Source organism: Thermacetogenium phaeum DSM 12270 (assembly GCF_000305935.1).
Classification (GTDB): Bacteria; Bacillota; DSM-12270; order Thermacetogeniales; family Thermacetogeniaceae; genus Thermacetogenium; species Thermacetogenium phaeum.
In genome coordinates this window covers 1,870,188-1,890,935 of the sequence record NC_018870.1, presented here as the reverse complement: position 1 = coordinate 1,890,935, position 20,748 = coordinate 1,870,188, and the positions used below count along the sequence as shown (strand labels likewise).

The 20,748-nt window shown below is 55.6% G+C and carries 21 protein-coding genes and 1 riboswitch; of the genes, 16 read left to right on the top strand and 5 right to left on the bottom strand.

Annotation, left to right across the window (positions count from 1 at the left end):
* Nucleotides 1–12 precede the first annotated feature (12 nt).
* Both TPH_RS09305 and TPH_RS09300 read right to left on the bottom strand, forming a co-directional pair.
* Nucleotides 13–477 carry a nucleoside recognition domain-containing protein gene (locus tag TPH_RS09305; RefSeq protein WP_015050946.1) on the bottom strand — a complete coding sequence of 155 codons (465 nt, stop codon included), beginning with the start codon at nt 475–477 and terminating at the stop codon, nt 13–15.
* 3 nt (nt 478–480) lie between these two features.
* Complete coding sequence (locus tag TPH_RS09300; protein ID WP_015050945.1) at nt 481–918, bottom strand: nucleoside recognition domain-containing protein; 438 nt, start codon at nt 916–918, stop codon at nt 481–483.
* 86 nt (nt 919–1,004) lie between these two features.
* Between TPH_RS09300 and TPH_RS09295 the strand changes: the two genes are divergently transcribed.
* On the top strand, nt 1,005–2,372 hold the full coding sequence (locus TPH_RS09295; protein ID WP_015050944.1) for an SH3 domain-containing protein: 1,368 nt from the start codon (nt 1,005–1,007) through the stop codon (nt 2,370–2,372).
* A gap of 89 nt (nt 2,373–2,461) precedes the next feature.
* Here TPH_RS09295 and TPH_RS09290 read toward each other — a convergent pair whose 3' ends face one another.
* Both TPH_RS09290 and TPH_RS09285 read right to left on the bottom strand, forming a co-directional pair.
* Complete coding sequence (locus tag TPH_RS09290) at nt 2,462–4,234, bottom strand: Na+/H+ antiporter NhaC family protein (RefSeq protein ID WP_028990912.1); 1,773 nt, start codon at nt 4,232–4,234, stop codon at nt 2,462–2,464.
* Between the two features lie 262 nt (nt 4,235–4,496).
* Nucleotides 4,497–4,675, bottom strand: a riboswitch (Lysine riboswitch).
* A gap of 222 nt (nt 4,676–4,897) precedes the next feature.
* Nucleotides 4,898–5,569 carry an HAD-IA family hydrolase gene (locus TPH_RS09285; protein ID WP_015050942.1) on the bottom strand — a complete coding sequence of 224 codons (672 nt, stop codon included), beginning with the start codon at nt 5,567–5,569 and terminating at the stop codon, nt 4,898–4,900.
* A 75-nt stretch (nt 5,570–5,644) separates the two neighbouring features.
* Here TPH_RS09285 and TPH_RS09280 point away from each other — a divergent pair, with 75 nt between their 5' ends.
* Entirely contained in the window at nt 5,645–6,538 is an 894-nt protein-coding gene (locus TPH_RS09280; protein WP_015050941.1) for an MBL fold metallo-hydrolase, read from the top strand.
* Here the strand turns inward: TPH_RS09280 and TPH_RS09275 are convergent.
* Nucleotides 6,535–7,365, bottom strand: a complete 831-nt coding sequence (locus TPH_RS09275; RefSeq protein WP_015050940.1) for a DegV family protein — start codon at nt 7,363–7,365, stop codon at nt 6,535–6,537. The two genes, TPH_RS09280 and TPH_RS09275, sit on opposite strands and share 4 nt — an antisense overlap.
* 193 nt (nt 7,366–7,558) lie before the next feature.
* Between TPH_RS09275 and upp the strand changes: the two genes are divergently transcribed.
* From upp to TPH_RS09205, 14 genes are all read left to right on the top strand, one after another.
* Nucleotides 7,559–8,221 carry a uracil phosphoribosyltransferase gene (gene upp / locus TPH_RS09270; protein ID WP_015050939.1) on the top strand — a complete coding sequence of 221 codons (663 nt, stop codon included), beginning with the start codon at nt 7,559–7,561 and terminating at the stop codon, nt 8,219–8,221.
* 64 nt (nt 8,222–8,285) lie between these two features.
* Complete coding sequence (locus TPH_RS09265) at nt 8,286–8,618, top strand: hypothetical protein (protein ID WP_015050938.1); 333 nt, start codon at nt 8,286–8,288, stop codon at nt 8,616–8,618.
* Between the two features lie 246 nt (nt 8,619–8,864).
* Entirely contained in the window at nt 8,865–10,211 is a 1,347-nt protein-coding gene (locus tag TPH_RS09260) for an alanine/glycine:cation symporter family protein (protein ID WP_015050937.1), read from the top strand.
* A 48-nt stretch (nt 10,212–10,259) separates the two neighbouring features.
* Entirely contained in the window at nt 10,260–11,267 is a 1,008-nt protein-coding gene (locus tag TPH_RS09255; protein WP_015050936.1) for an aldo/keto reductase, read from the top strand.
* Nucleotides 11,268–11,415: 148 nt separating this feature from the next.
* A complete protein-coding gene (gene ychF / locus TPH_RS09250) occupies nt 11,416–12,489 on the top strand; it encodes a redox-regulated ATPase YchF (protein WP_015050935.1) in 1,074 nt (357 codons plus the stop codon).
* A 153-nt stretch (nt 12,490–12,642) separates the two neighbouring features.
* Complete coding sequence (locus TPH_RS09245; protein ID WP_015050934.1) at nt 12,643–13,116, top strand: chemotaxis protein CheW; 474 nt, start codon at nt 12,643–12,645, stop codon at nt 13,114–13,116.
* 278 nt (nt 13,117–13,394) lie between these two features.
* Nucleotides 13,395–15,329 (top strand): oxidoreductase, encoded by a 1,935-nt coding sequence (locus TPH_RS09240; protein ID WP_015050933.1) that lies wholly within the window; start codon nt 13,395–13,397, stop codon nt 15,327–15,329.
* Between the two features lie 329 nt (nt 15,330–15,658).
* Complete coding sequence (acpS, locus tag TPH_RS09235; RefSeq protein WP_015050932.1) at nt 15,659–16,090, top strand: holo-ACP synthase; 432 nt, start codon at nt 15,659–15,661, stop codon at nt 16,088–16,090.
* Nucleotides 16,068–17,654, top strand: coding sequence for a bifunctional ADP-dependent NAD(P)H-hydrate dehydratase/NAD(P)H-hydrate epimerase (locus TPH_RS09230; protein ID WP_015050931.1), 1,587 nt, complete (start codon nt 16,068–16,070; stop codon nt 17,652–17,654). The genes acpS and TPH_RS09230 overlap by 23 nt, the downstream gene beginning before the upstream one ends.
* On the top strand, nt 17,651–18,796 hold the full coding sequence (gene alr, locus TPH_RS09225; RefSeq protein ID WP_015050930.1) for an alanine racemase: 1,146 nt from the start codon (nt 17,651–17,653) through the stop codon (nt 18,794–18,796). The genes TPH_RS09230 and alr overlap by 4 nt, the downstream gene beginning before the upstream one ends.
* A 43-nt stretch (nt 18,797–18,839) precedes the next feature.
* A complete protein-coding gene (gene tsaE, locus TPH_RS09220) occupies nt 18,840–19,316 on the top strand; it encodes a tRNA (adenosine(37)-N6)-threonylcarbamoyltransferase complex ATPase subunit type 1 TsaE (RefSeq protein ID WP_015050929.1) in 477 nt (158 codons plus the stop codon).
* Entirely contained in the window at nt 19,298–20,002 is a 705-nt protein-coding gene (gene tsaB / locus TPH_RS09215; protein WP_015050928.1) for a tRNA (adenosine(37)-N6)-threonylcarbamoyltransferase complex dimerization subunit type 1 TsaB, read from the top strand. The genes tsaE and tsaB overlap by 19 nt, the downstream gene beginning before the upstream one ends.
* Entirely contained in the window at nt 19,986–20,495 is a 510-nt protein-coding gene (gene rimI, locus TPH_RS09210) for a ribosomal protein S18-alanine N-acetyltransferase (RefSeq protein ID WP_236608778.1), read from the top strand. Before tsaB ends, rimI begins: the two co-directional genes overlap by 17 nt.
* Nucleotides 20,464–20,694 carry a DUF3006 domain-containing protein gene (locus tag TPH_RS09205; protein ID WP_081578647.1) on the top strand — a complete coding sequence of 77 codons (231 nt, stop codon included), beginning with the start codon at nt 20,464–20,466 and terminating at the stop codon, nt 20,692–20,694. Before rimI ends, TPH_RS09205 begins: the two co-directional genes overlap by 32 nt.
* Nucleotides 20,695–20,748 lie beyond the last annotated feature (54 nt).

Here is a 20,748-nt window from a genome sequence, read left to right as displayed (position 1 = left end):
CTTCCTTCCTTTCTATCCCAATTCTAGCCTCTGTGTGGGGTGGCTCCTTCGGATGAGCAAACATGCCAGGAGTCTGGTGATGGCCACTCCTGCTGCTAACCTGACGCCGATGATCACAACTGCGCTGGCCCCGACTGCCAGGAATAACAGGGTATCTTCGATCATGCCGTGGCAAATGCTAAGAAAAATGTTCAGCAGGTAGTTCTCTGCGGCGGGTATTTTCCCCTCTCTCACAGAGCGGATGATCAGCCCCGATCCGTAAACCAGCCCGAAAACGAGGCCGGCGAGGAGGGGAAAGGTGGCGGCCGGGGAGACCCCGAGGAGAGCGGTTAAGGGCCTGAACAGCTTCGCCGATCTTTCCAGGAGGTCGGCCTCGCGGGCGAGCTCCATGACGACCATTAAGGGAATGACGATACAGGCGATCTTCAGCATGCTGTTAATACTGCCGGTAAGGGCTTCTTTGAGAATTGCTTCCATTCGCTACATCACCTTATTCAATAATATTCCCATGATGAAGGCAACGGCAAGTCGCAGTACGGTCACCAGCCAGAAGGGAACCCCCGTTTTCTGGCTGACGGCGCTTTCCATGGGTATGCTGTGGCAGATCAACACCATTGTGGCGATGATGGTTATCTGCTTGGGGCTCAAAGGGAGAGAGTGCACGAGCGGCAAAAGGGCGGCGATGGCTGCGTAGACGTTGACGAACGCCCCCATGATCAGGGCTACGACAGCTTCTCCAGGTACCCCTGCCAGCCCCAGTGCAGGCTGAAAAAAGGAGGCGATCATGGATAAGAAAGGGGTGTTTTTCAGAATGGTAATGACGAAGTAGATCGGGATGATCAATTTCGCCAGATTCCAGGTTGTATCCAGTCCTTCCTGCAACCCTGTGGCAACCGCTTTTTTGATGTTCATCATCATGATCACCTCAGTGCGCAATAAATAAATTATAGCATTAGGTCATAATTTAAAACAGGGGTGAAGATTTTTCCAGGAGGTAGGGGCTGATGAAAGAAGGGTTCTCCCTCTGCGGCCACCACAGGGGTATTGCTTCCGGCCGGAGCCGCTCTAAGTCTCCACTGCCTGCCGGAGAAGTACTGACGCCGGAGTTTTGGATCCGGAAACTGCCCGACCCCGATGGGATTATCCTTAGTGAAGGGGAGATTGCGGCCTATAATCTGGAGGTCAGGAGAAGGCTTTCCGGGATTGTCCTGGATCTTGCGTCGTACCCTGAGGAGATGGCCGGAGAGGAGCTAAAGCGGCTGTTGGAAGAAAGGAAGCAGCCGGACAGGGAGCTTTATCTTGGGGGGCGCCGGCTGGGGGCCTTCTTTTGGGAAGAGCTGTCGCGGGAGATGAACCTGCAGGGGATCAGAGAGGTTAACAGGGTGCACTATGCCTGCACGGTGAGGCCCACCGGCATCAGGGCATTTCCTGCAGCAGCGATGATCACCGAGCGCCCGGAGGAGCGGGAGTTCGATCTCTTTCAGGAAACCGCCCTCGACCCGGCAGAGCCGGTGATCGTCCTGCATGAGAGCGCCGGTGGGGAATGGTTCTTTGTGCAGGCCTCCTTTTCCAGGGGCTGGGTGGCTGCTGCCGACCTGGCCGTTGCCCGCAGCAGGGAGGCCTGGCTTGATTACCTCGAGAGTAAATCCTTTCTGGTGGTTACCGGGAGCAGGTTGAGGCTGGGATACAACCCCTGTTCACCGGAGGTTTCGGAACTGGAGTTTTTGATGGGTTCCCGGATTCCTCTTGCCGCACCGGAAGAGATCCCGGAGGCGGTCGACAACCATTCACCCGCGGGCAACTATGTGGTGAAGCTGCCGGTAAGGGGGAAAAACGGGGAGCTGGCCTTTAAACTCGCCCTCGTGCCCCGGGTTGCTGACGTCTCCGAGGGCTATTTGTCCTATACCCGTGCCGGCATAATCAGGCAGGCCTTTAAGATGCTGGGGGAGCGCTACAGCTGGGGTGGGCGCTTCAATTTGCGGGATTGCTCGGCCTTTGTCAGGGATGTTTACCGCAGTTTTGGGTTTCAATTCCCCCGGAACTCCAGGGAGCAGGAGCTCGTGCCCGGGAAGGGCGTTTTCTTTGCAAATGCCGGTGAGGGAGAGAGGAAACGCCTGCTCGATCGGCTGCTTCCCGGAGCGACCCTGCACATGCCGGGGCATGTGATGCTTTACCTGGGCAGGCACCGGGATGAGTATTACGTGATCCATGCCATCGCCTATTATGGGGACAGGGAAAAGAGGAATCCTGACGGCACCCTGGCGGCGGTTCCCGTCAATGAGATTGCGGTTACTACACTATCCCTGCCCCGGAGGGCCTCAGGCCAGCAGCTCCTGGCAGCCTTGACCCTGGGGAAGCAGATCGAGAGGTAGGAGCACCCCGGTGTTGCCGGTCTCTCAATAAAGCACCGGCCCTCTTTTGCCTGGGGCCGGTGCTTAAGATGTCAGGAGATAGGTCTCTCTTACTCCTCTTTTTGGGCTGCCGTTTCCAGTCGCCCTTCCAGAACCTCTGCCGGGACCTTGCTCTCCACCGGCTGACCCAGGAAGTAAACCGTTAACCCGGTCAGGATAATGGATACAGGCAGGACAATGGCAACGGGGATTCCCAGTCCCACGGGAAGATACCCAAAGACGAGGGTCAACACTCCTACTACCAGGGCATACCACATCTGGGTGTTGACGTGAGCGATGTGATCGCAGGCGGCTCCCATGGAAGAGAGGATGGTTGTGTCCGATATGGGTGAGCAGTGGTCACCGAAGATGGCTCCGGTGAGCACCGCTCCCACGCACATGATGACATATCCGCTCTCGGGATTGATCGCGTAGGCCAGGGGGACGACCAGAGGCATGAGAATTCCCATCGTGCCGTAAGAGGTACCTGTGGCAAAGGAGATCAGAGAACCCAGGACGAAGATCAGAGCCGGCAATGTAAAGGGTGGAATGGCGTCAGAGAGTATCCGGGTCAGATAGATGGCAGTACCCAGTTCTTTGATGACCCCTCCCAGCGACCAGGCCAGAAGGAGAATAACTCCGGTGATGACGAGTGATTTCACTCCTGTAACCCAGGTTTCGATGGCCTCTCCCAGAGTAAAGATCTTTTTGCCCACCCCTATGGCCATGGCCACGATGCCGGCGAAGATGGCCGCCTGGAAGAGGACCACACTGGCGTCAGCGGCTCCGAAGCACTCCCTGATGGCGGTGAAGGAAAGGGGTGCGGTCTGGATGAGGTGGATTAGCTGCTCGTCCTCACCACCCATAATGGCTCCGTGGCCGTTGAAATAAAAACCGAAGAGAGAGCCGAAGATCAGGACGCCGATCGGGATGATGGCATCCCAGATGCTTGTCTTCTGCCCGGGCCGGGGCTCAAGTCCCGTGGCTTCGGTCGACACCATCGGTTTGGCGTTGTCATCAAGCACTTTGCCGGTCTCCCTTGCTCTCCGCTCGGCTTTCAGCATCGGCCCGAAATCCCTCAAGAATAAGGCCATGAAAAGGATGAACGCCAGGATCAGGATGTTGTAAAAGCGGTAGGGAATGCTGGCGCAGAAGATGGCGTAGGAGTTGACTGCTTGTCCGACGGAAGCGTAAGCGTCTTTGATCAGGCTGATCTCGTAGCCGATCCATGTGGAGATGAGAGCGATACCGGCTATCGGGGCTGCCGTGGAGTCTATGATAAATGAGAGCTTTTCCCGGGAAATCCGCAGCCTGTCGGTAACCGGCCGCATGACCGGGCCTACAATGAGGGAGTTGGCGTAGTCGTCGAAGAAAATAAATATTCCCATCAGCCACGTGACGATCTGGGCGCTCCGCGGGCCCTTTGCTCTTCTGGCCAGGGCTTCGGCCACCGCCCTGGCGCCGCCCATTCTCTGAACCAGTGCGATAACACCGCCGATGGCCAGACACTGCAGGACGATACCGGCATTCCAGGGATCGGCCAGAGCATATAAGACCTTGTCCACAAAGAGGAGAAAACCCTTAAATAATGCCTCGAAGACGTTGAAGCCGTTCAGTTCCAGTAAGAAAGTTCCAGAAAAAACGCCTAGAAATAGAGAGGGGACGGTTTCTTTCGTGATAAAGGCCAGGACAATTGCTAAAAGCGGCGGCAGCAGCGTCCAGAACCCATACCTCTGAGCGTTGGCAGCCGCAGGGTCGCTCTCCGCAGCAAAGGCACAGGCAGCGGTGGTCAGTAAAAACAGGAATGTGAAAAAGACGCTCATGAGCAGAATTCTTCTCTTCATATGCTCCTGGTTTCCCGGACACCTCCGGCGCTCTCTGACGAGCGGGCATGGCTGCCGAAACACAGGACTTTCGCCTCCCTTCATGAGAATAATGCTCAGAACAACGCGACGGATTGCTCACTTGCTTTGTGCTCTTTCCGGGAATCCCTCCTTTTGCAGATAATGATAAAGATGGCCGTTTGGGAGGCCATCTTTTTAGCAGATCCTAGATAAAAGCCTTGAGCGTCTCACTCAAGGCTTCTCACGGTAGGTGTGTTCCACTTTGAATGATAGCTCTCCACAATTTGATGATATTTGTGACAGTCCTGCACATATTCTGTGCAGGCCCAGCATACACCCTTAAAGCGTCGGGTGTACACTTCGGCGGCATTTCCTTTCCCTGTGCTTCATCGTGCTTACCTCTGCAGAGGTACTCTTAAATGCCGCGCCTCTATCATCCATATCTATATTTAGTTTTTATGATTTTTCCCGTTCTGTCTTTATTTTGCCCTTATTTGCTCTGTAAGTCAACCGTTTGCAGTTCGTGAATTCTTTTTTTAAGTTCTTAATAGTCTGGAGCGATTACGATTAGTTAACGATCGGTCCACATGAAAAAGGGTATGGCCGACGGCACCGTCCGGCGGAGATTCAGCAGCGGTTTTTAAGAGATCCAATCCCCTATCGTTAATCTAATCCGGCGGGTATTCGCTCGCCTGTTAACAAAGCTGCGCAGAGGCGGTTCAATTCATCCCAGGACCGGACGAAGAAATCGGGTTTCTTCTCTTTGAGCTCTTCTTCAGATGCTATTCCCCAGGCCACGGCGACCGTGGTAACCCCGGCATTTTTCCCCGTCAGGATATCGTAGACGCTGTCACCGATATAGGCGGCTTCTTCAGGAAGCGCCTGCAGGATTTCGAGAGCGACGAGGATGCCGTCCGGGTCCGGTTTCGGCCGCTTGATATCCTCCACCGTGACCACCACCTCCGGGTATCTTTCAAGGCCGGTCAGAGAAAGGCCGTCCTGGGTGGGGCCGCGGCGTTTGGATGTAACCACGCCGATCCGGCAGCCCATTTTTTGCAGGTTGGAGAGGGTTTCTTCCGCCCCGGGGTAGGGTTTGAGCAGCCTTTTTTGATTCTTCCGCTGGAATTCGGCATAGATCTCCAGGAATTCCGCCGCCCGTTCCCCGGCATAAAAGGCGGCCACATCCCTTAAAGGGAGGCCGATGGTTTTCAGCACCTCGCCATTCCCCCAAGGAATTTCCATTTCTTCAAAAACGTGTTGAAAGCTGAGCTTGATCAGGGGAATGGAATCGATCAGGGTGCCGTCCAGGTCAAAGAGGACGGTTGTTATCGGCACTTGCTTGCCTCCTTTCCCTCATCAAGGATTGTCGTTCGTGATCAGAATCTGTTATGATTGAACAGGGTGTTGAAAGTGGATCTCATCAGAATCCAGGGGAGTACATACTACCTTCCGGGTCCTACCAACAGCGGTGTTTATGTCTTCGAGAACAAAGAGTGCCTGCTCATCGATCCCGGAATCAACAACAGCAGGGCAAAGAGGATCGAGGAAGTGCTGACGGCAAACGGCCTGCACTTGAAATACATCATCAACACCCACGCCCACCTTGACCACTGCGGCGGAAATATTTACTTGAAGAAGGCTTATCCCGACTGCCTGGTTTGCGCTTCGGCAAAGGAAAAGATCTTCATGGAAAACCCGTTCCTGCTGGCCGTGATGCTCTATTCGGCCAAACCCCTGCGTGGCCTGGAGCGCAGCCCCCGGCGCTTCCCGGTAGATGTCGTCCTGAAGGAGGGCTCCATCCGGCTTCAGGATCAAACCTTTGAAATAATCCCTCTTGCCGGCCATACCTGGGGGCAGATCGGGGTCATCACTCCCCAGAGGGTTTGTTTTGTCGGGGACTCCGTTTTCGGCCACGGCACCCTCGATAAATACTCCCTCCCCTATCTCTTCGACGTCGAGGAAAGCGTGGAGACCTTAAACTACCTGCGGGAAATCGAAGCCGGCTCTTTTCTGATCGCTCATGACGAACAAGGGATAATTTCCCGGGAGGAAATGGCGTCACTGATTGCCAGAAACCTGGCCAATATAGATAAGTATCTGCAGCAAATCCTCAAGCTTCTCGACCGCCCCTTGAGCAGGGAGGATGTTCTCAAGAAACTGGTGTTAATGAATGACTTAAAGCTGAACCTGATGGAATACCACCTGCTCTTATCAACCGTTTCGGCATTCATAAAGTACCTTAATGACAGGGGTCTGATCACCTATTCGATTGAGGGAGGCAACCTCTTTTATTCCCGATTTTAAAAGGAGAGAACCAATCCTCCGGGCCCGGCATAGGTGCTGATCGTGGGCCCCATTTCATTGATAATGACCTCGGAGGAAGGAAATCTTTTCTTGATCTCTTCTTTTAGAAATTCGGAGTCCGCAAGGTTTTGGCAGTGGGAAATGCCAAAGCGCCGGGAGCAGTTATGCGCGTCCTGAAGCTTTTCAGCTATTCTCTCCAGCAGCCGGTGCAGGGCCTTCTTTCTCCCATGGATTCTTTCCAGCATAACTACCTTCCCTTCTACTCCTGTTAGCAGAACCTTGATGTTCAAAATCTTCGAGAGGGCGCCCTGAAACCTACTCAATCTACCCCCTTTGACGATATTCTCCAGGGTGTAGAGGAGTATGTAAATGTTCATGTTGTTTCTGTAGCGCTTCAGCTCTTCAATAATGCTTTCCCGCGACAGCCTTTTTTCCGCCAGTTCGGCCGCTTTGATAACCTGCAGCCCCTGTCCCAGGGTTGCCGCCTGGCTGTCAAAAACGGCCACATCGCAGCCCGACATCTCCCTGGCCAGGCAAGCGGACTGATAGGTTCCGCTCAGCTTGGAGGAGATGGTAATGCAGATGAGTTCCCCTTTTGGGGCCAGTTCCCGGAAGGCGCTGGCGAAGCTGGCTGCCGCCGGTTGGGAGGTTTGGGGCAGCGTGCTGGAAGAGACCATTTTTTTATTGAATTCCTCCGTCGTAATGTCTATCCCTTCTCTGTATTCTACCCCGTCGATAGTGACGGTAAGAGGTACAATCCGCAGGCGATGCTTTTTGACTAGTTCGTCCGGCAGGTCGGCGGCGCTGTCGGTGATAATTTGAATCAAAGTGTTTCCTTCCTCCTCTTCTGGATTCGTTTTTGTTCTAAAACCGGCATCCAGAGCTATTATACTTGATCCCCTCTGTTTGTTGAAAGCCCCTAAAAAGCGGGGCGGTGTTTCCGGGTAAAATACACTTGATGAAGAAGCTTTTTAACGCCGCAACGGCGATTATACCACGAAGAAAGGGCGGGCGGGTGTTATGTTGAGAGAACCCGTGATTTTAAGACATCCTCTGGCAGAAAGCTGCCTGCGGGTGCTGCGTAGCAGGGAGACCAAAAGCTCCGAATTCCGCAGGGCTTTATTCCGGTTGGGAGTGCTGCTGGCCGTTAAGGCCGCCGAAGGGCTGAATGTAGTGCGGGAGACGGTCATCACGCCTCTCGGTGTGAGGGCATTGTCTTGCTCCGTTGTTGAAGAAAGGCTGCTGCTGGTTCCCATCCTCCGGGCGGGGCTGGGATTTGTCGAAGCTTTTCTTACGCTGCTGCCTGGAGCCGGGGTTGCTCACATCGGGATTGCCCGGGACGAGGATACACTTAAGGCGCGCTCCTACCTGGACGCCGTTCCTGCTGCACCGGATGATTTTGACCATGTCTTTCTGCTCGATCCGATGTTGGCAACGGGAAACAGCAGTGTCCTGGCTTTGGAGATGATCACCGCAAAGGGTTACAGAGAAGAGCAGGTTACTCTCGTCTGTGCCCTGGCGGTGGAGCAGGGCATCAACAGGGTGCGGAAGGAGTTTCCCGGCACTCAGATCGTTGCCGCCTCTGTTGATCCCGGTCTGAATGAAAGGGCCTTTATTGTACCGGGGCTGGGAGACGCCGGTGACCGGCTTTTCCAAGCGGGAAATAATGTTTCTGGAAAGTAACAGTTCGACCGGTTAACAATATTATGAAAAAGAGTTGTTCATTCCCCAAGGAGGTGGTGGCACTGTGGAGCCAATCGGTGATCAACTGGGCATGCATTATCCGGTTGAACCCCTGGATTCCATGTACCCCGAAATATATTACCGCCTCTACCCGATGATCAAGCAGATGTGCGAAATGCACGACAATCCCTCGAATCCCGAATTATACCCCTATCCGTCGCGAGCGGGTGTGGAGCGGATGGCCGACCATATTTACAGAAAGGTTTTGGCGGATCATAGCAGTGATTATCCGGAAAGAGAATATGCCGCCGAGCAGTTGGGAAGGGGAGGGTTGCTGAGGCCGCTGATCCTGATCCTTTTGATCAGGGAACTGCTCAGAAGAAGGGGATCATATTAACGGATGAGGCTGCGGCAAGGTAAGAGGATTACCTGCCGCATATTTTTTGTTATTTTTCTCCACAAGGAAAATGTTTTTGTTATACTATAAGAAGATGTTCTGCAGTAAATTTTAGCTAGAATGGGCGGCTGTTTGGGCCGCCGCTTAAGGCGGCTGTGCCTGGTATCCAGGCGTTGGCCGTGACGATGGAAGTATCGATTATACACGATAAATATACGCTTTGTAAGGGAAAGGAAAATCGGTACCATGGAAGCATTGAGCGATATTGTCGGTCTTTTAAGCGATTTTGTTTGGGGGCCCTGGATGCTGGTCTTACTCGTTGGGACAGGCCTTTTTCTTACTATACGGCTGCGGTTGATGCAATTTTCTACCTTGCCTTACGCACTCCAACTGGCCTTTTCGCCAGCCCGGCAGGACCGCCTCTCCACAGGGGATATTTCCCATTTTCAAGCCCTGATGACCGCACTGGCTGCAACCATCGGCACCGGGAATATCGTGGGTGTGGCCACTGCCGTCGTCATCGGGGGGCCCGGTGCTGTCTTCTGGATGTGGGTGACTGCCCTCGTCGGAATGGCGACTAAGTACAGTGAGGCGGTGCTGGCTGTTAAGTACCGCGTTATCGATGAAAAGGGGGAAATGGCCGGTGGCCCCATGTACTACATCGAGCGCGGCCTGGGCTGGAAGTGGTTGGCCGTTCTGTTCGCCCTCTTTGGTACTGTGGCTTCCTTCGGTATCGGGAACCTGGTGCAGGTAAACTCTGTGGCCGGAGCAGTATACGACACCTTTGGCGTGCCCAACTGGGCTACGGGAATTGTCCTGGCCATTCTGACCGCCCTGGTCGTTCTTGGAGGTATTAAGAGCATCGGGAGAGTCGCCGGTATGCTGGTCCCCTTGATGGCCGTTTTTTACATCCTGGCAGGCCTGTATATCCTGATCACCCATGTTAATCTACTTCCTCAAGCTTTGGGGTTGATCTTTAGCGAGGCTTTCTCTAAAGAGGCGGGATTTGGCGCCCTTTTGGGCACCACAATCCGCTACGGTGTTGCTAGAGGTGTCTTTTCCAATGAGGCCGGTCTGGGTTCGGCCCCGATAGCGGCTGCCGCTGCCAAAACCGATCATCCGTGCCGGCAGGCCCTGGTCTCCATGAGCGGCACCTTTCTGGATACCATTGTTGTTTGCTCGATTACGGGCATTTCCCTGGTCATGGCTGGCCTCTATTCCTCCATTGATCAGGCGCAGGCTGCCGCCCTCACCAGCCGTTCCTTCGAATACTTTCTCCCCGGCTTCGGCAGCCTGATCGTCACGGTAGGACTCATTTTGTTCGCCTACTCCACGGTCTTGGGGTGGTCCTATTACGGGGAGAAGTGCTTCTACTATCTGGTGGGCTACAAGGGGCTGCTCCCCTACCGGCTGATCTTCAGCATCACCGTGTTTTTTGGGGCCGTCTGGCAGCTGTCGCTGGTCTGGAATATCGCCGACGTTTTCAACGGGGCGATGGCGATTCCCAACCTCATCGCTCTCTTGGCCCTCTCAGGGGTCGTTGTCGCCGAGACGAAAGAGTTCATGAAGATCCGTGAGCGGGAGAAGCTTTAGATTTAGCTGATCGGCGTTATCTACCATTTATTGGATTGGAGGTCAAAAATGGAGTACAGAGAACTGGGAAGAACAGGGTACAGGGTCTCTTTAGTAGGGTTTGGAGGGATTCCCATTCAAAGGATTGACGGCGCGGAAGCGAAAAAGGTGGTCGGCCGCGCTCTGGAGCTGGGCATCAATTTCTTCGATACTGCCAGGGGCTACACGGATAGTGAAGAGAAGCTGGGAGTAGCTCTGAAAGAGCACCGGGATAAGGTGATCATTGCCACGAAGTCCATGGCGCGAGACCGGGAAGGGATGGCCGCCGACATCGAGAAGAGCCTGCAGGCCCTGGGTGTGGACTGCATCGACCTCTATCAGATGCACAACATCAAAGACGAGGAGACGCTGGAGAAGGTCCTGAAGCCCGACGGGGCCTTGGCCGCTTTGAAAGAGGCCAGGGATCAGGGGAAGATTAAGCATATCGGAGTTACTGGGCATGTTAAAGAGCTGCTCATTAAGGTCGTGAAAACGGGTGAAGTGGAGACTGTGCAGTTTCCCTTCAATGCAGTCGAAACCAACGGCGTGCGGGAGCTCTTAGATCTGGCGACGGAAACCGGTGTCGGGGCGATCGTTATGAAGCCCCTGGCCGGAGGTGCGTTGAGTAACGCTAACTTTGCCCTGCGATATCTGCTGGAATATCCGGTGTCCACTCTCATTCCCGGAATGGACTCCGTACGGCAGGTAGAAGAGAATGCTGCCGTCGGAAGCAATCCCCTGCCTCTCAGCGCTGCCGAGAGGGAGGAATTGCAGCGCGAGGTGGCCAGCCTGGGGATGCAGTTCTGCAGGAGGTGCGAGTACTGCCTTCCCTGCCAGCAGGGAATCGACATCCCGTCGGTGTTTCTGTTTGAAGGCTACTACACCAGGTACGGATTAAAGGAATGGGCAGTCGAACGCTACCGTGCCTTGAAGGCCAAACCGGAGGATTGCCTCGAATGCGGTGAGTGCGAAGAGAGATGCCCTTACAACCTGCCCATCCGCCGCATGTTAAAGGAAGCGGCGCAGAAGCTCGGTTAGAGATGGCCTGTTAAGGCAGAGCGGCCGCCGCGCTACTCCGTTCTGCTCAGCAGGGCGGTTCTGCTGTTTTAGCTTCCAATAGATATTTTGGGGGATTGTTTATTCCTGGTAATTCTGTAGAATTAAGTTGTGTTGAGGTGAACAGGGAATGGCCCTGACCTGCGGTATTGTCGGGCTGCCTTTGGTCGGCAAAACCACACTTTTTAATGTCCTGACCCAATCCGAAGAGGAAACTTCGACCTTTGCCGGGCGCACCAAGACCAACGCCCGCCTGGCCCGAATCCCTGACGAGCGTCTGGACTTTTTGGCGTCGCTTTATCATCCCCGGAAGGTTACGCCGGCCACCCTGGAGGTGATCGACGTTCCCGGATTAAACCGGGGAGCAGGTGCTGCTTTCCTGGCCGCGGTGCGGGATGTGGATGCCCTGATCCACGTTGTGCGTGCCTTCCGCAACGAAGCAATTCCCCATGTTGATGGGACCCTGAACCCGGTGCGTGACCTGGATACCATCAACGTCGAGTTGTTCCTGGCCGACCTGCAGATGGTAGAGACCCGGCTGGAACGGATTGCTGCTTCCAAGAAAGTTAAGGGGGCGACGCTGGTTGAGCAGGCTGCCCTGCGCCGCTGCCAGGAGGCCCTCGAGGCGGAGAAGCCGCTGCTGGAAGCGGGGCTTACCGAAGAAGAGTGGAAGGCCGTGCGCTCCCTCGGCTTTTTAACCATGAAGCCCATGATCATCGTGGTAAATATCGACGAAGACCAGATGCATCAGGGGCACTTCCCTGGCGAGGCGGAGGTGTGGGAGTACGCCGCGACCAAAGGGATACCGGTGCTCACAATCTGTGCGGCGCTGGAGGCCGAGATCGCCCGGCTCGACGCGGAGGAAAGGGATGTGTTCCTCCGGGAGATGGGGATCGAGGAGCCGGGGATCAACAGGGTTGCCAGAGCAATTTACAGGCATCTTGGCCTGATATCCTTTCTTACTGCCGGAGAGGACGAGGTGCGCGCCTGGACCATCAAGGAGGGGTCCACCGCCCGCATGGCTGCCGGCAAGATCCATACGGATCTGGAAAGAGGTTTTATCCGGGCGGAGGTCGTTAAATTTGAGGACCTGGAAAGGCTCGGTGATATGAACAAAGTCAAAGAAAAGGGTCTGCTCAGGCTGGAGGGAAAGGACTATATCGTTCAGGATGGCGATATTCTGAATATCAGGTTCAATATCTAGTCCTTGCGCCGCTCGCTGGCGGCCTTTTCATTTACCTGGCCCGAAGCGGGAGTTGAAGCCCGGTCAAAGAAGGAATTGGCCGCTTTTGTTAGAACTATTGAAATTTATAAGAGAAATCAAATTATAGGGGGTGAACCTCTCGAGGGTATACAGATGGCGAACGAAAATGTGGAAATCCAGCTCGTTGTTTTTCGGCTAGGAGACGAGGAGTACGGAGTCCCTATTACCCAGGTACAGGAAATCATTCACTTCAGCAAGCCAACCAGAGTACCTAAATCCCCGCCCTTCATTGAGGGGGTCATCAATTTGAGGGGTCGGGTAATTCCCGTCATTGACCTGAAAAAGAGATTTGAGGTGGAGGCCGCGCAGTATACCGAGGAGGCCCGGATCGTCGTCGTGGAAATCCACGGTCACACGGTCGGTTTGATCGTGAGCGAGGTTTCCGAGGTGCTGCGCCTGCCCCAGGCATGCATCGAACCGCCGCCTGCAGTTATTGCCGGGATAACGGCAAATTACCTGCAGGGGGTCGGCAAACTGGAGGACAGGCTGCTGATCCTGCTCGATTTGAACAAGATCCTGACCGCAGAAGAGGAGAATCAGCTGGTGCAGTCGGGAGAAGCGGTTTGATATCATTACCTCCGGCCTTATTTTTTATAGTTCTGTTTGAGTGTTTTCGCTCGACAGAACTTTTTTTTATTCGATTCGGGGGCTCTCCCCTCCGTATGTCAGTTCAGTTCACCGACGATGCTGGCTGATCTGCAATGTAGTGTACTTTTACTTTTGCGAACGGTCTGCTTTGCAGTATACCCAGCAACGATTGCCTGTTTCTCAGGAGTCTGGCCAGCATAAAAACTTCAGTTTTACGAATAATAACCCCGAAAAAACTATTATTCGGGGTGATTTGAATGAATTTTCAGCTGCTTTTTTCTCCAATCAAAATAGGAACTATGGAGGTTGCCAACAGGTTTGTTGTTCCACCCATGGGCACCAACCTGGCTAACCCCGATGGAACGGTAAGCGAAGAATTAATCGCCTATTGGGAAGCCAGAGCGAAGGGCGGCTGGGGGCTGCTGATCGTAGAAATAACAGGAGTAGAGCCTTTAGCCAAAGCTATACCCAATCAATTGGGGCTCTGGGACGATAAATTTATACCCGGTTTCAAAAAACTGGTAGATGCTGTACATCGCTACGGCACCAAAATTGCAGTGCAGATTCACCATGCGGGCCGCCAGACATCCTCTGCTATCTTAGGAGGAGAGCAGCCTGTGGCCCCATCTCCTGTTCCCTGTTTTGTCACCCGGGAAACACCGCGTGAACTGTCTACCGAAGAGGTCTATCAATTGATTGAGAAGTTCGGCGATGCTGCAGCACGCGCCCGGGAAGCAGGGTTTGATGCCATAGAAATTCACGGTGCCCACGGCTATCTGGTGGCTCAGTTTATGTCACAGCACACCAATAAACGGGTAGATGAGTTCGGCGGTTCCCTTTACAACAGGATGAGGTTTCCGGTAGAGGTCATCAGGAATGTGCGCAGAAAGGTTGGGGGCTCATTCCCGATTATCTTCAGGATGAGCGCCGATGAGAAAGTAGTAGATGGGAGGAACATTGAGGAGTCAATAGCAGTTGCCAGTATTGTTGAAGAGGCGGGTGTAAATGCACTGCATATATCGGTCGGTGTTTATGCCAGCATGCCGTATATCGTACCCCCTCCGGATGTGGCTCCGGGCTTTAATTTATCAAATGCCGCTGAAATCAAGAAAGCGGTGTCAGTACCGGTAATAGCTGTTGGCAGAATCAATGACCCCGTCCTGGCCGAACAGGCCATCCGGACGGGCAAAGCAGATCTGCTTGCCTGGGGCAGGCAATCCCTCGCAGACCCGGATCTGCCCAATAAGGTTGCCGCAGGGCGCATCGAGGAGATATCACCCTGTATCTCCTGCAACCAGGGCTGCATCGGCTATATCTTCAACCCCGATAAAATGAAGTGTTCCTGTTTGGTGAACCCCTTCTGCGGTAGAGAATACAAAATGAAAATCGAGCCCGCCGCGCAGTCCAAAAAAGTTGTTATTGTAGGTGGGGGGCCGGGCGGCCTCGAAGCTGCATGGATAGCCGCAGCCCGCGGACATCATGTAGTGCTTTTCGAGAAAGAGCAGTCTCCCGGGGGCCAGTTCAGAGTGGGAGCCATCGCCCCCGCCAAACAGGATTTGACCAAAGCGATTAATTATTACACCTATATGGGTAAAAAGTGCGGGGTTGATTTCAGATTTGGGACTCGGGCTGATGCCGGACAGGTCCTGGCAGAAAAGCCGGATGTCGTCATCGTGGCAACAGGCGGGGAACCGAGCATTCCGGAAATTCCCGGAATCGATAATCCAAAGGTTGTAACTGCTACTGACATACTTTTGGGCAAAAAAGCTGCAGGGAAAAAAGTCTTGATCATCGGTGGTGGATTGGTCGGCAGCGAAACGGCAGACTTTTTGGGTGAACACGGGCACGAAGTGACGATTGTAGAAGCGCTGCCGGAAATTGCGGAAGATGTCCAGGAATCGGTAAAACATTTCCTGCTTCTGCGCTTAAAGAGGCATGAGGTCCGAATTGAGACGAACGCCAAAGTAATCGAGATATTGCAGGATGGTGTTAAGGTCGAAAAAGGCGGCCGGGAAAAGCAGTTGACAGGTTTTGATACCGTCGTAATTGCGGTCGGCGCCAAATCTGTTAACGATTTAAAACCACAACTGGAGGGAAAAGTGCCGGAGCTGTATGTGATAGGTGATGCCTCCAGGCCGAGAAAAGCAATCGATGCCATTGAGGAAGCTGCAAGTCTGGCAATTAAAATATAAATGTTGTTACTTGCCCCTGCTGAAGGAAAGGCTTGCCCTGCTTGGAGCAAAAAAAGCGTTAGCTGAATGAGCCTATCCGCTGCAATCTTAGTGTCCCGGAAGAGTAACTCCGCCCTGTTTTTCCATTGCTCAACAGCGAAACAGTGATATAATTCAGGTGAGGTTGGTCCGAACCGCATGAGCAGGAGAATTTGATGGTGCCGGGTGCCTGCCTCCTCTCGGTGAGAGGCACCTGCATCATATTTTGTCGCGTGTAGTTTCCTACAGGATGTTGGACGCAGAGCAGATAGCAACTTGTAAGTTGCCATAATTTGTGCTAAGGTGAAATCGTGATTTTAGGTATCGGTATCGACGTGATCGAGATTGCCAGGGTGGAAAACGCCCTGGCCAGGTGGCGCCGCCTGCGGGAGCGCCTTTATACCGCTGCGGAGCTCGAATACTGCGCAGGGCGGGGGAGGCCGGGGGCCTCTCTGGCCGCCCGTTTTGCGGCTAAAGAGGCGGCCCGGAAGGCTTTAAGCCCGGTTATGCCCGGTGTGGTGCCCTGGCGGGAAATCGAGGTGGTCATGGACCGGGGGCGGCCGCAGATCGCCCTCAGGGGAAGGGCCGCCCGGCTCGCCAGAGGGTGCGGGGTAGAGAGCCTGCCGGTCAGCCTCACGCACAGCAGGGAATATGCCTGTGCTGTTGTGCTGGTATTGGGAAAGAAGAACGGCAATACTGTTAGAGAAGGTGGGGGATCGGATGAGACTCGTCCAGGCCGATGAGATGCGGGAACTCGACCGGGAGGCCACGCGGCGCTTCGGCATCCCCGGTTTGCTTCTGATGGAAAACGCCGGGCTCAGCATCGTCGATGTGATCCTGAAGCGCTTCTGGGATAATAAGCCGCAGGGGAAAAGGATCCTGATCCTTGCGGGGCCCGGGAATAACGGCGGGGACGGCTTCGTGGTAGGAAGGCACCTTTTTAACAGGGGCGCGGAAGTAAAGATCCTGATCACCGCTCCCCCGGATTCTTACGGCGGTGACGCCGAGGTGAATTTAAAGATCGTCTCTGAGATGGGAATACCCCTGCGGGTTTTGGAGCCGGAACGGCTCCGGGAGGTCGAAGAAATGCTTGCCGGCGCCGACCTCGTTCTCGATGCCCTTTTCGGAACCGGTTTTCGCGGTGTTCCCCGCGAACCGGTGGCTTCGCTGATCAGGCTTGTCAATAAAGCCGGGAAAGCGGTGGTGGCGGTGGACCTGCCGTCAGGTCTGGAGGCGGATACGGGACGCGTCGCCGGAGACTGCGTGCGCGCTCAAGTCACGGTTACCATGGGGATGCCCAAGATCGGGCTTTATCTCGAGCCGGGTGCGCAGTATGCCGGAGAGGTCGTCGTCGGTGATATCTCCTTCCCTCCGGAATTAAAGACGGAAGAAGGAGGAAACTATTACCTGGTCGATGAAGAGATGGTGGCGGCGGCGCTGCCCGAGCGCCTTCCCACCCAGCATAAGGGGGACTTCGGGCACGTGCTGGTGATCGGCGGGACGCGGGGCTATACCGGCGCCGCCGCTCTGGCGAGCAATGCTGCCCTGCGCAGCGGGGCAGGGCTGGTGACGGCAGTTGTGCCTGAAGACCTTTACCCCGTCGCTGCGGCCAAGCTGACCGAAGTGATGACCTTCCCGGCTCCGGGGAAAGACGGAGGGTTTGACGCCGGCGCCTGTGCCGCGCTGATGGGGCTTTTCGGGCGGGCAACCGTCTTGGCCGTCGGCCCCGGCCTTGGGCAGGGGGAGGGAACGGTGTCCTTTCTCCGGGAGCTCCTGGAAAGGACGGACCTGCCCGCGGTTCTCGATGCCGATGCTCTCAACATTCTGGCCCGCGACAGGAGAATTCTTACCGACCCGCTGTTTGCCGAGCGCAGAAAGCGATGGATCCTTACCCCTCACCCGGGGGAGATGGCCCGCCTCTGCGGAACGGGTGTAGGGGAGATTCAGTCCGACCGCATCGGTGTTGCGGTGCGGGCGAGCAGGGAATGGGGAACAACGGTGGTCCTCAAGGGTGCCCGCACGGTTATCGCGGCGCCGGGGAGCCCGGTTTTCATCAATCCCACCGGCAACCCGGGGCTGGCGTCGGGGGGCACCGGAGATGTGCTGGCGGGGTTGGTGGCCGGATTGCTGGCCCAGGGCATAGCCCCTGTTGAAGCCGCTTTTTCCGGAGCCTTTATCCACGGGCTGGCGGCCGACCGCATCGCCCGGCAAAAGGGGATGGCCGGGCTGGTGGCGGGTGACCTGCTGGAAGAGATCCCGGTCGTGCTGGAGCTGCTGGCCCGCCGGAAACGGAGCTGGCGGGGATGAAGCGCCCCGCCTGGATCGAGATCGATTTATCGGTGCTCTGCAGCAATGTGCGGGAGCTGCGCCGGATCACCAACCCCCGGGCGGACGTTATGGCCGTCGTCAAGGCCAACGGCTACGGGCATGGGCTGGAAGAGGTTTCCCGGGCGGCTCTGAAGAGCGGTGCCTCCTGGTTGGGCGTAGCCCTGCTGCAGGAGGCACTGGCATTGCGGGAAAAGGGGATCACCGCTCCTATTCTGGTGCTCGGTTATACCCCGAGGGAATACGCCGAAGATGTCGTCCGAAATGACGTCAGCCAGACGGTGACGGCCTGGGAGGACGCCGTGGCCCTGGCTGCCGCCGCCCGTCGCCTGAGAAAAAGGGCGAAGGTCCATATAAAGATCGATACCGGAATGGGGCGCCTCGGTTTCTATCCGAACCGGGACACCCTGGAGGTGATCTGCCGCCTGGCCCGGCTGCCGGGGCTCGAGGTGGAGGGCATATACACCCATTTTGCGACGGCCGATGAGGAGGATAAGTCCTATACGGAGGAGCAGTTCGCCAGATTTCAGCACCTTCTGAAAGAACTGGCGGCGCGCCAGCTGTTCATCAGGTGGAAACACTGCGCCAACTCCGCTGCTCTTATCGACCTTCCCTTCACCCATCTGGATCTGGTGCGGCCGGGGATCGCCATTTACGGCTATTACCCGTCCTCCCACGTCAGGCATGACCTGATCAGCCTGAAGCCTGTGATGAGCCTGAAGGCGCGCCTGGCCTTCGTTAAGGAGGTCCCTGCAGGGAGCAGAATTAGTTATGGTGGCACCTTTATCACCAGGCAGAGGACGCGCATCGCCACAGTGCCTCTTGGCTACGGGGATGGCTACTCCAGGCTTTTATCCGGCAAGAGCGAGGTTCTCGTCAAGGGGGTGCGCGCTCCTGTCGTCGGGCGGATCTGCATGGATCAGTTGATGGTGGATGTCGGCCATATTCCCGATGTGAAACAGGGTGATGAGGTGGTTCTGCTGGGCAGGCAGGGTGAGGAGGAGATTACCGCCGAGGAACTGGCAAAGAAGCTGGACACCATCACCTATGAAGTGCTGTGTATGCTCAGCGTCAGGCTGCCCCGGATCTACCTGAATGGGTCTGATTCTTGTTGCCGATGCTGATTAAGGATATAATTAACCTCAAGACTGCAGGTGGTGAGTTTCCTTGTGGGAAATCCGGTCCTCCGGCCCGGCGGCTACGGAAAAAGTGGGGTATGCGCTGGGCAGGCTCCTTAAGCCCGGTGATACTGTTTCCCTGGTTGGTGAGCTGGGAGCGGGAAAGACGGTGTTCGTACACGGGGCCGCCGCCGGACTGGACGTAGTGGACACCGTTTCCAGCCCGAGCTTTCTCATCGTCCAGGAATACCGCGGCCGTTTGACGGTTTTTCACTGTGATTTCTACCGCCTGGATTCCTATCAGGAGCTTGAGGATATCGGCTGGGATGATTACTTCAGCAGGGGCGGTGTTATTCTGATCGAATGGGGTAACCGGATTCCGGAAGCGCTTCCGGAGAGCTACCTGGAGGTGGTGATCGATCGCGGCCGGGTGGAGAACGAGCGGTTGCTCCGCTTTATTCCCCATGGCAGCCGTTATGGAGGGCTGGTAAAGGAGTTGGCAGACCGATGCGCGTCCTGGGAATAGAAACCTCTACCCCGCTGGTTTCAGTTGCGGTGGCGGAGGAAGGGGCGGTTCTGGGGGAGTTCGCCCTTACCACGAAACAGGGGCATATGCAGCATCTGCTCCCTCTGATCGACTCTCTGCTCCGGGGACTCGATTGTTCTCTTGAAGAGATAGACGGATACGCAGCAGCGGTCGGCCCAGGGTCTTTTACCTCCTTACGGGTAGGCCTCGCAACCTGCAAGGCGCTTGCCCATGCCACCGGCAAGAACGTGGCGGGAGTCCCCACACTGGATGTCCTGGCTCGCGGGCTTCAGGGCACAAGCGGGCTCATCTGCCCGCTGCTGTGTGCCCGCAGGGATGAGGTGTATACGGCTTTTTACGTCAGTTCAGGTGCAGGTATCAAGCGCCTGAGCGGCTACCTGGCTCTCAGACCGTTAGATCTGGCACAGAGGCTTGGCAGGGAGCTGGTGGCTGGCGTCACCTTCGCAGGGGACGGTGCCCTCGAATACTGGGAGATATTCCGGCAATACCTGGGTGACCGGGCGGCTCTGGCCGATCCCTCCCGGATGTGGCCACGGGCTGAACTGGTTGCAGTGATGGGACTGGAAGTCTTAAAGGAAAAGGGGGGAGAGGACCCGGGAGCGGTACGTGCTCTTTACGTCAAACCACCTGCTGTACGGTGTCAATCAGATGGGAAAGATAGCTGACCGCGTTGCGGTGCGTTATATGGAAAAAGGGGATCTCGATGAGGTGCTCCGGATCGAGCGGAGTTCCTTCCCTGCTCCCTGGACCGAAACGGCTTTTCTTAGTGAACTGGAGAATAAATACGCCCACTACTTTGTGCTCCTGCTGGAGGGGAGAATTATCGGCTACGCCGGCATGTGGATGTTTGCCGGGGAATCTCACGTCACCACCGTTGCCGTTGCCCCTGAGTACCGGTCCTGCGGCTACGGCAGGATGCTCATGAACCTCTTGATCGATTACTCCAGGGAGCATGGGGTTGACACCATGGTTCTCGAGGTGAGGGTATCCAATATTCCTGCCATTAAGCTCTACTCCAGTCTGGGATTTCGGAAGATCGGCATCCGCAGAAACTACTATGCGGAGACGCGGGAAGACGCTTACGTAATGCTGCTCCAACTGCGGGGTTGGGAAAACCGGGAGGAGGATGACCAGGGTGATTATCAGGGGGGTAGTTGACCGAATCGAGGGTGAGCAGGTGGTTGTGCTTCTCGGTGACGAAGGAGTCGTCCTGCACCTGCCGCGCCAATTTATACCTGAAGTCCGAGAGAGCGATCTCCTCAGTTTGGATATCCGGGTGGAGGTGCCTGCTGAGGAGGTTAGGAAGATGTCGCCGAAGAGCCTCCTGGAGCGCCTGGCCTGGCGCCCCGATCGATAATTCCCTCTTAAGACGCACATAATAACCCTAAAAACCCGGAATGGAGGTGGCTTT

What these genes read in the sequence shown, in the direction of transcription:
- TPH_RS09305 (WP_015050946.1), bottom strand. Translation starts at nt 477, where the DNA reads ATGGAAGCAATTCTCAAAGAAGCCCTTACCGGCAGTATTAACAGCATG.
- TPH_RS09300 (WP_015050945.1), bottom strand. Translation starts at nt 918, where the DNA reads ATGATGATGAACATCAAAAAAGCGGTTGCCACAGGGTTGCAGGAAGGA.
- TPH_RS09295 (WP_015050944.1), top strand. Translation starts at nt 1,005, where the DNA reads ATGAAAGAAGGGTTCTCCCTCTGCGGCCACCACAGGGGTATTGCTTCC.
- TPH_RS09290 (WP_028990912.1), bottom strand. Translation starts at nt 4,234, where the DNA reads ATGAAGAGAAGAATTCTGCTCATGAGCGTCTTTTTCACATTCCTGTTT.
- upp (WP_015050939.1), top strand. Translation starts at nt 7,559, where the DNA reads ATGTTGAGAGAACCCGTGATTTTAAGACATCCTCTGGCAGAAAGCTGC.
- TPH_RS09260 (WP_015050937.1), top strand. Translation starts at nt 8,865, where the DNA reads ATGGAAGCATTGAGCGATATTGTCGGTCTTTTAAGCGATTTTGTTTGG.
- TPH_RS09255 (WP_015050936.1), top strand. Translation starts at nt 10,260, where the DNA reads ATGGAGTACAGAGAACTGGGAAGAACAGGGTACAGGGTCTCTTTAGTA.
- ychF (WP_015050935.1), top strand. Translation starts at nt 11,416, where the DNA reads ATGGCCCTGACCTGCGGTATTGTCGGGCTGCCTTTGGTCGGCAAAACC.
- TPH_RS09245 (WP_015050934.1), top strand. Translation starts at nt 12,643, where the DNA reads ATGGCGAACGAAAATGTGGAAATCCAGCTCGTTGTTTTTCGGCTAGGA.
- TPH_RS09240 (WP_015050933.1), top strand. Translation starts at nt 13,395, where the DNA reads ATGAATTTTCAGCTGCTTTTTTCTCCAATCAAAATAGGAACTATGGAG.
- TPH_RS09230 (WP_015050931.1), top strand. Translation starts at nt 16,068, where the DNA reads ATGAGACTCGTCCAGGCCGATGAGATGCGGGAACTCGACCGGGAGGCC.
- alr (WP_015050930.1), top strand. Translation starts at nt 17,651, where the DNA reads ATGAAGCGCCCCGCCTGGATCGAGATCGATTTATCGGTGCTCTGCAGC.
- tsaB (WP_015050928.1), top strand. Translation starts at nt 19,298, where the DNA reads ATGCGCGTCCTGGGAATAGAAACCTCTACCCCGCTGGTTTCAGTTGCG.
- rimI (WP_236608778.1), top strand. Translation starts at nt 19,986, where the DNA reads ATGGGAAAGATAGCTGACCGCGTTGCGGTGCGTTATATGGAAAAAGGG.
- TPH_RS09205 (WP_081578647.1), top strand. Translation starts at nt 20,464, where the DNA reads ATGACCAGGGTGATTATCAGGGGGGTAGTTGACCGAATCGAGGGTGAG.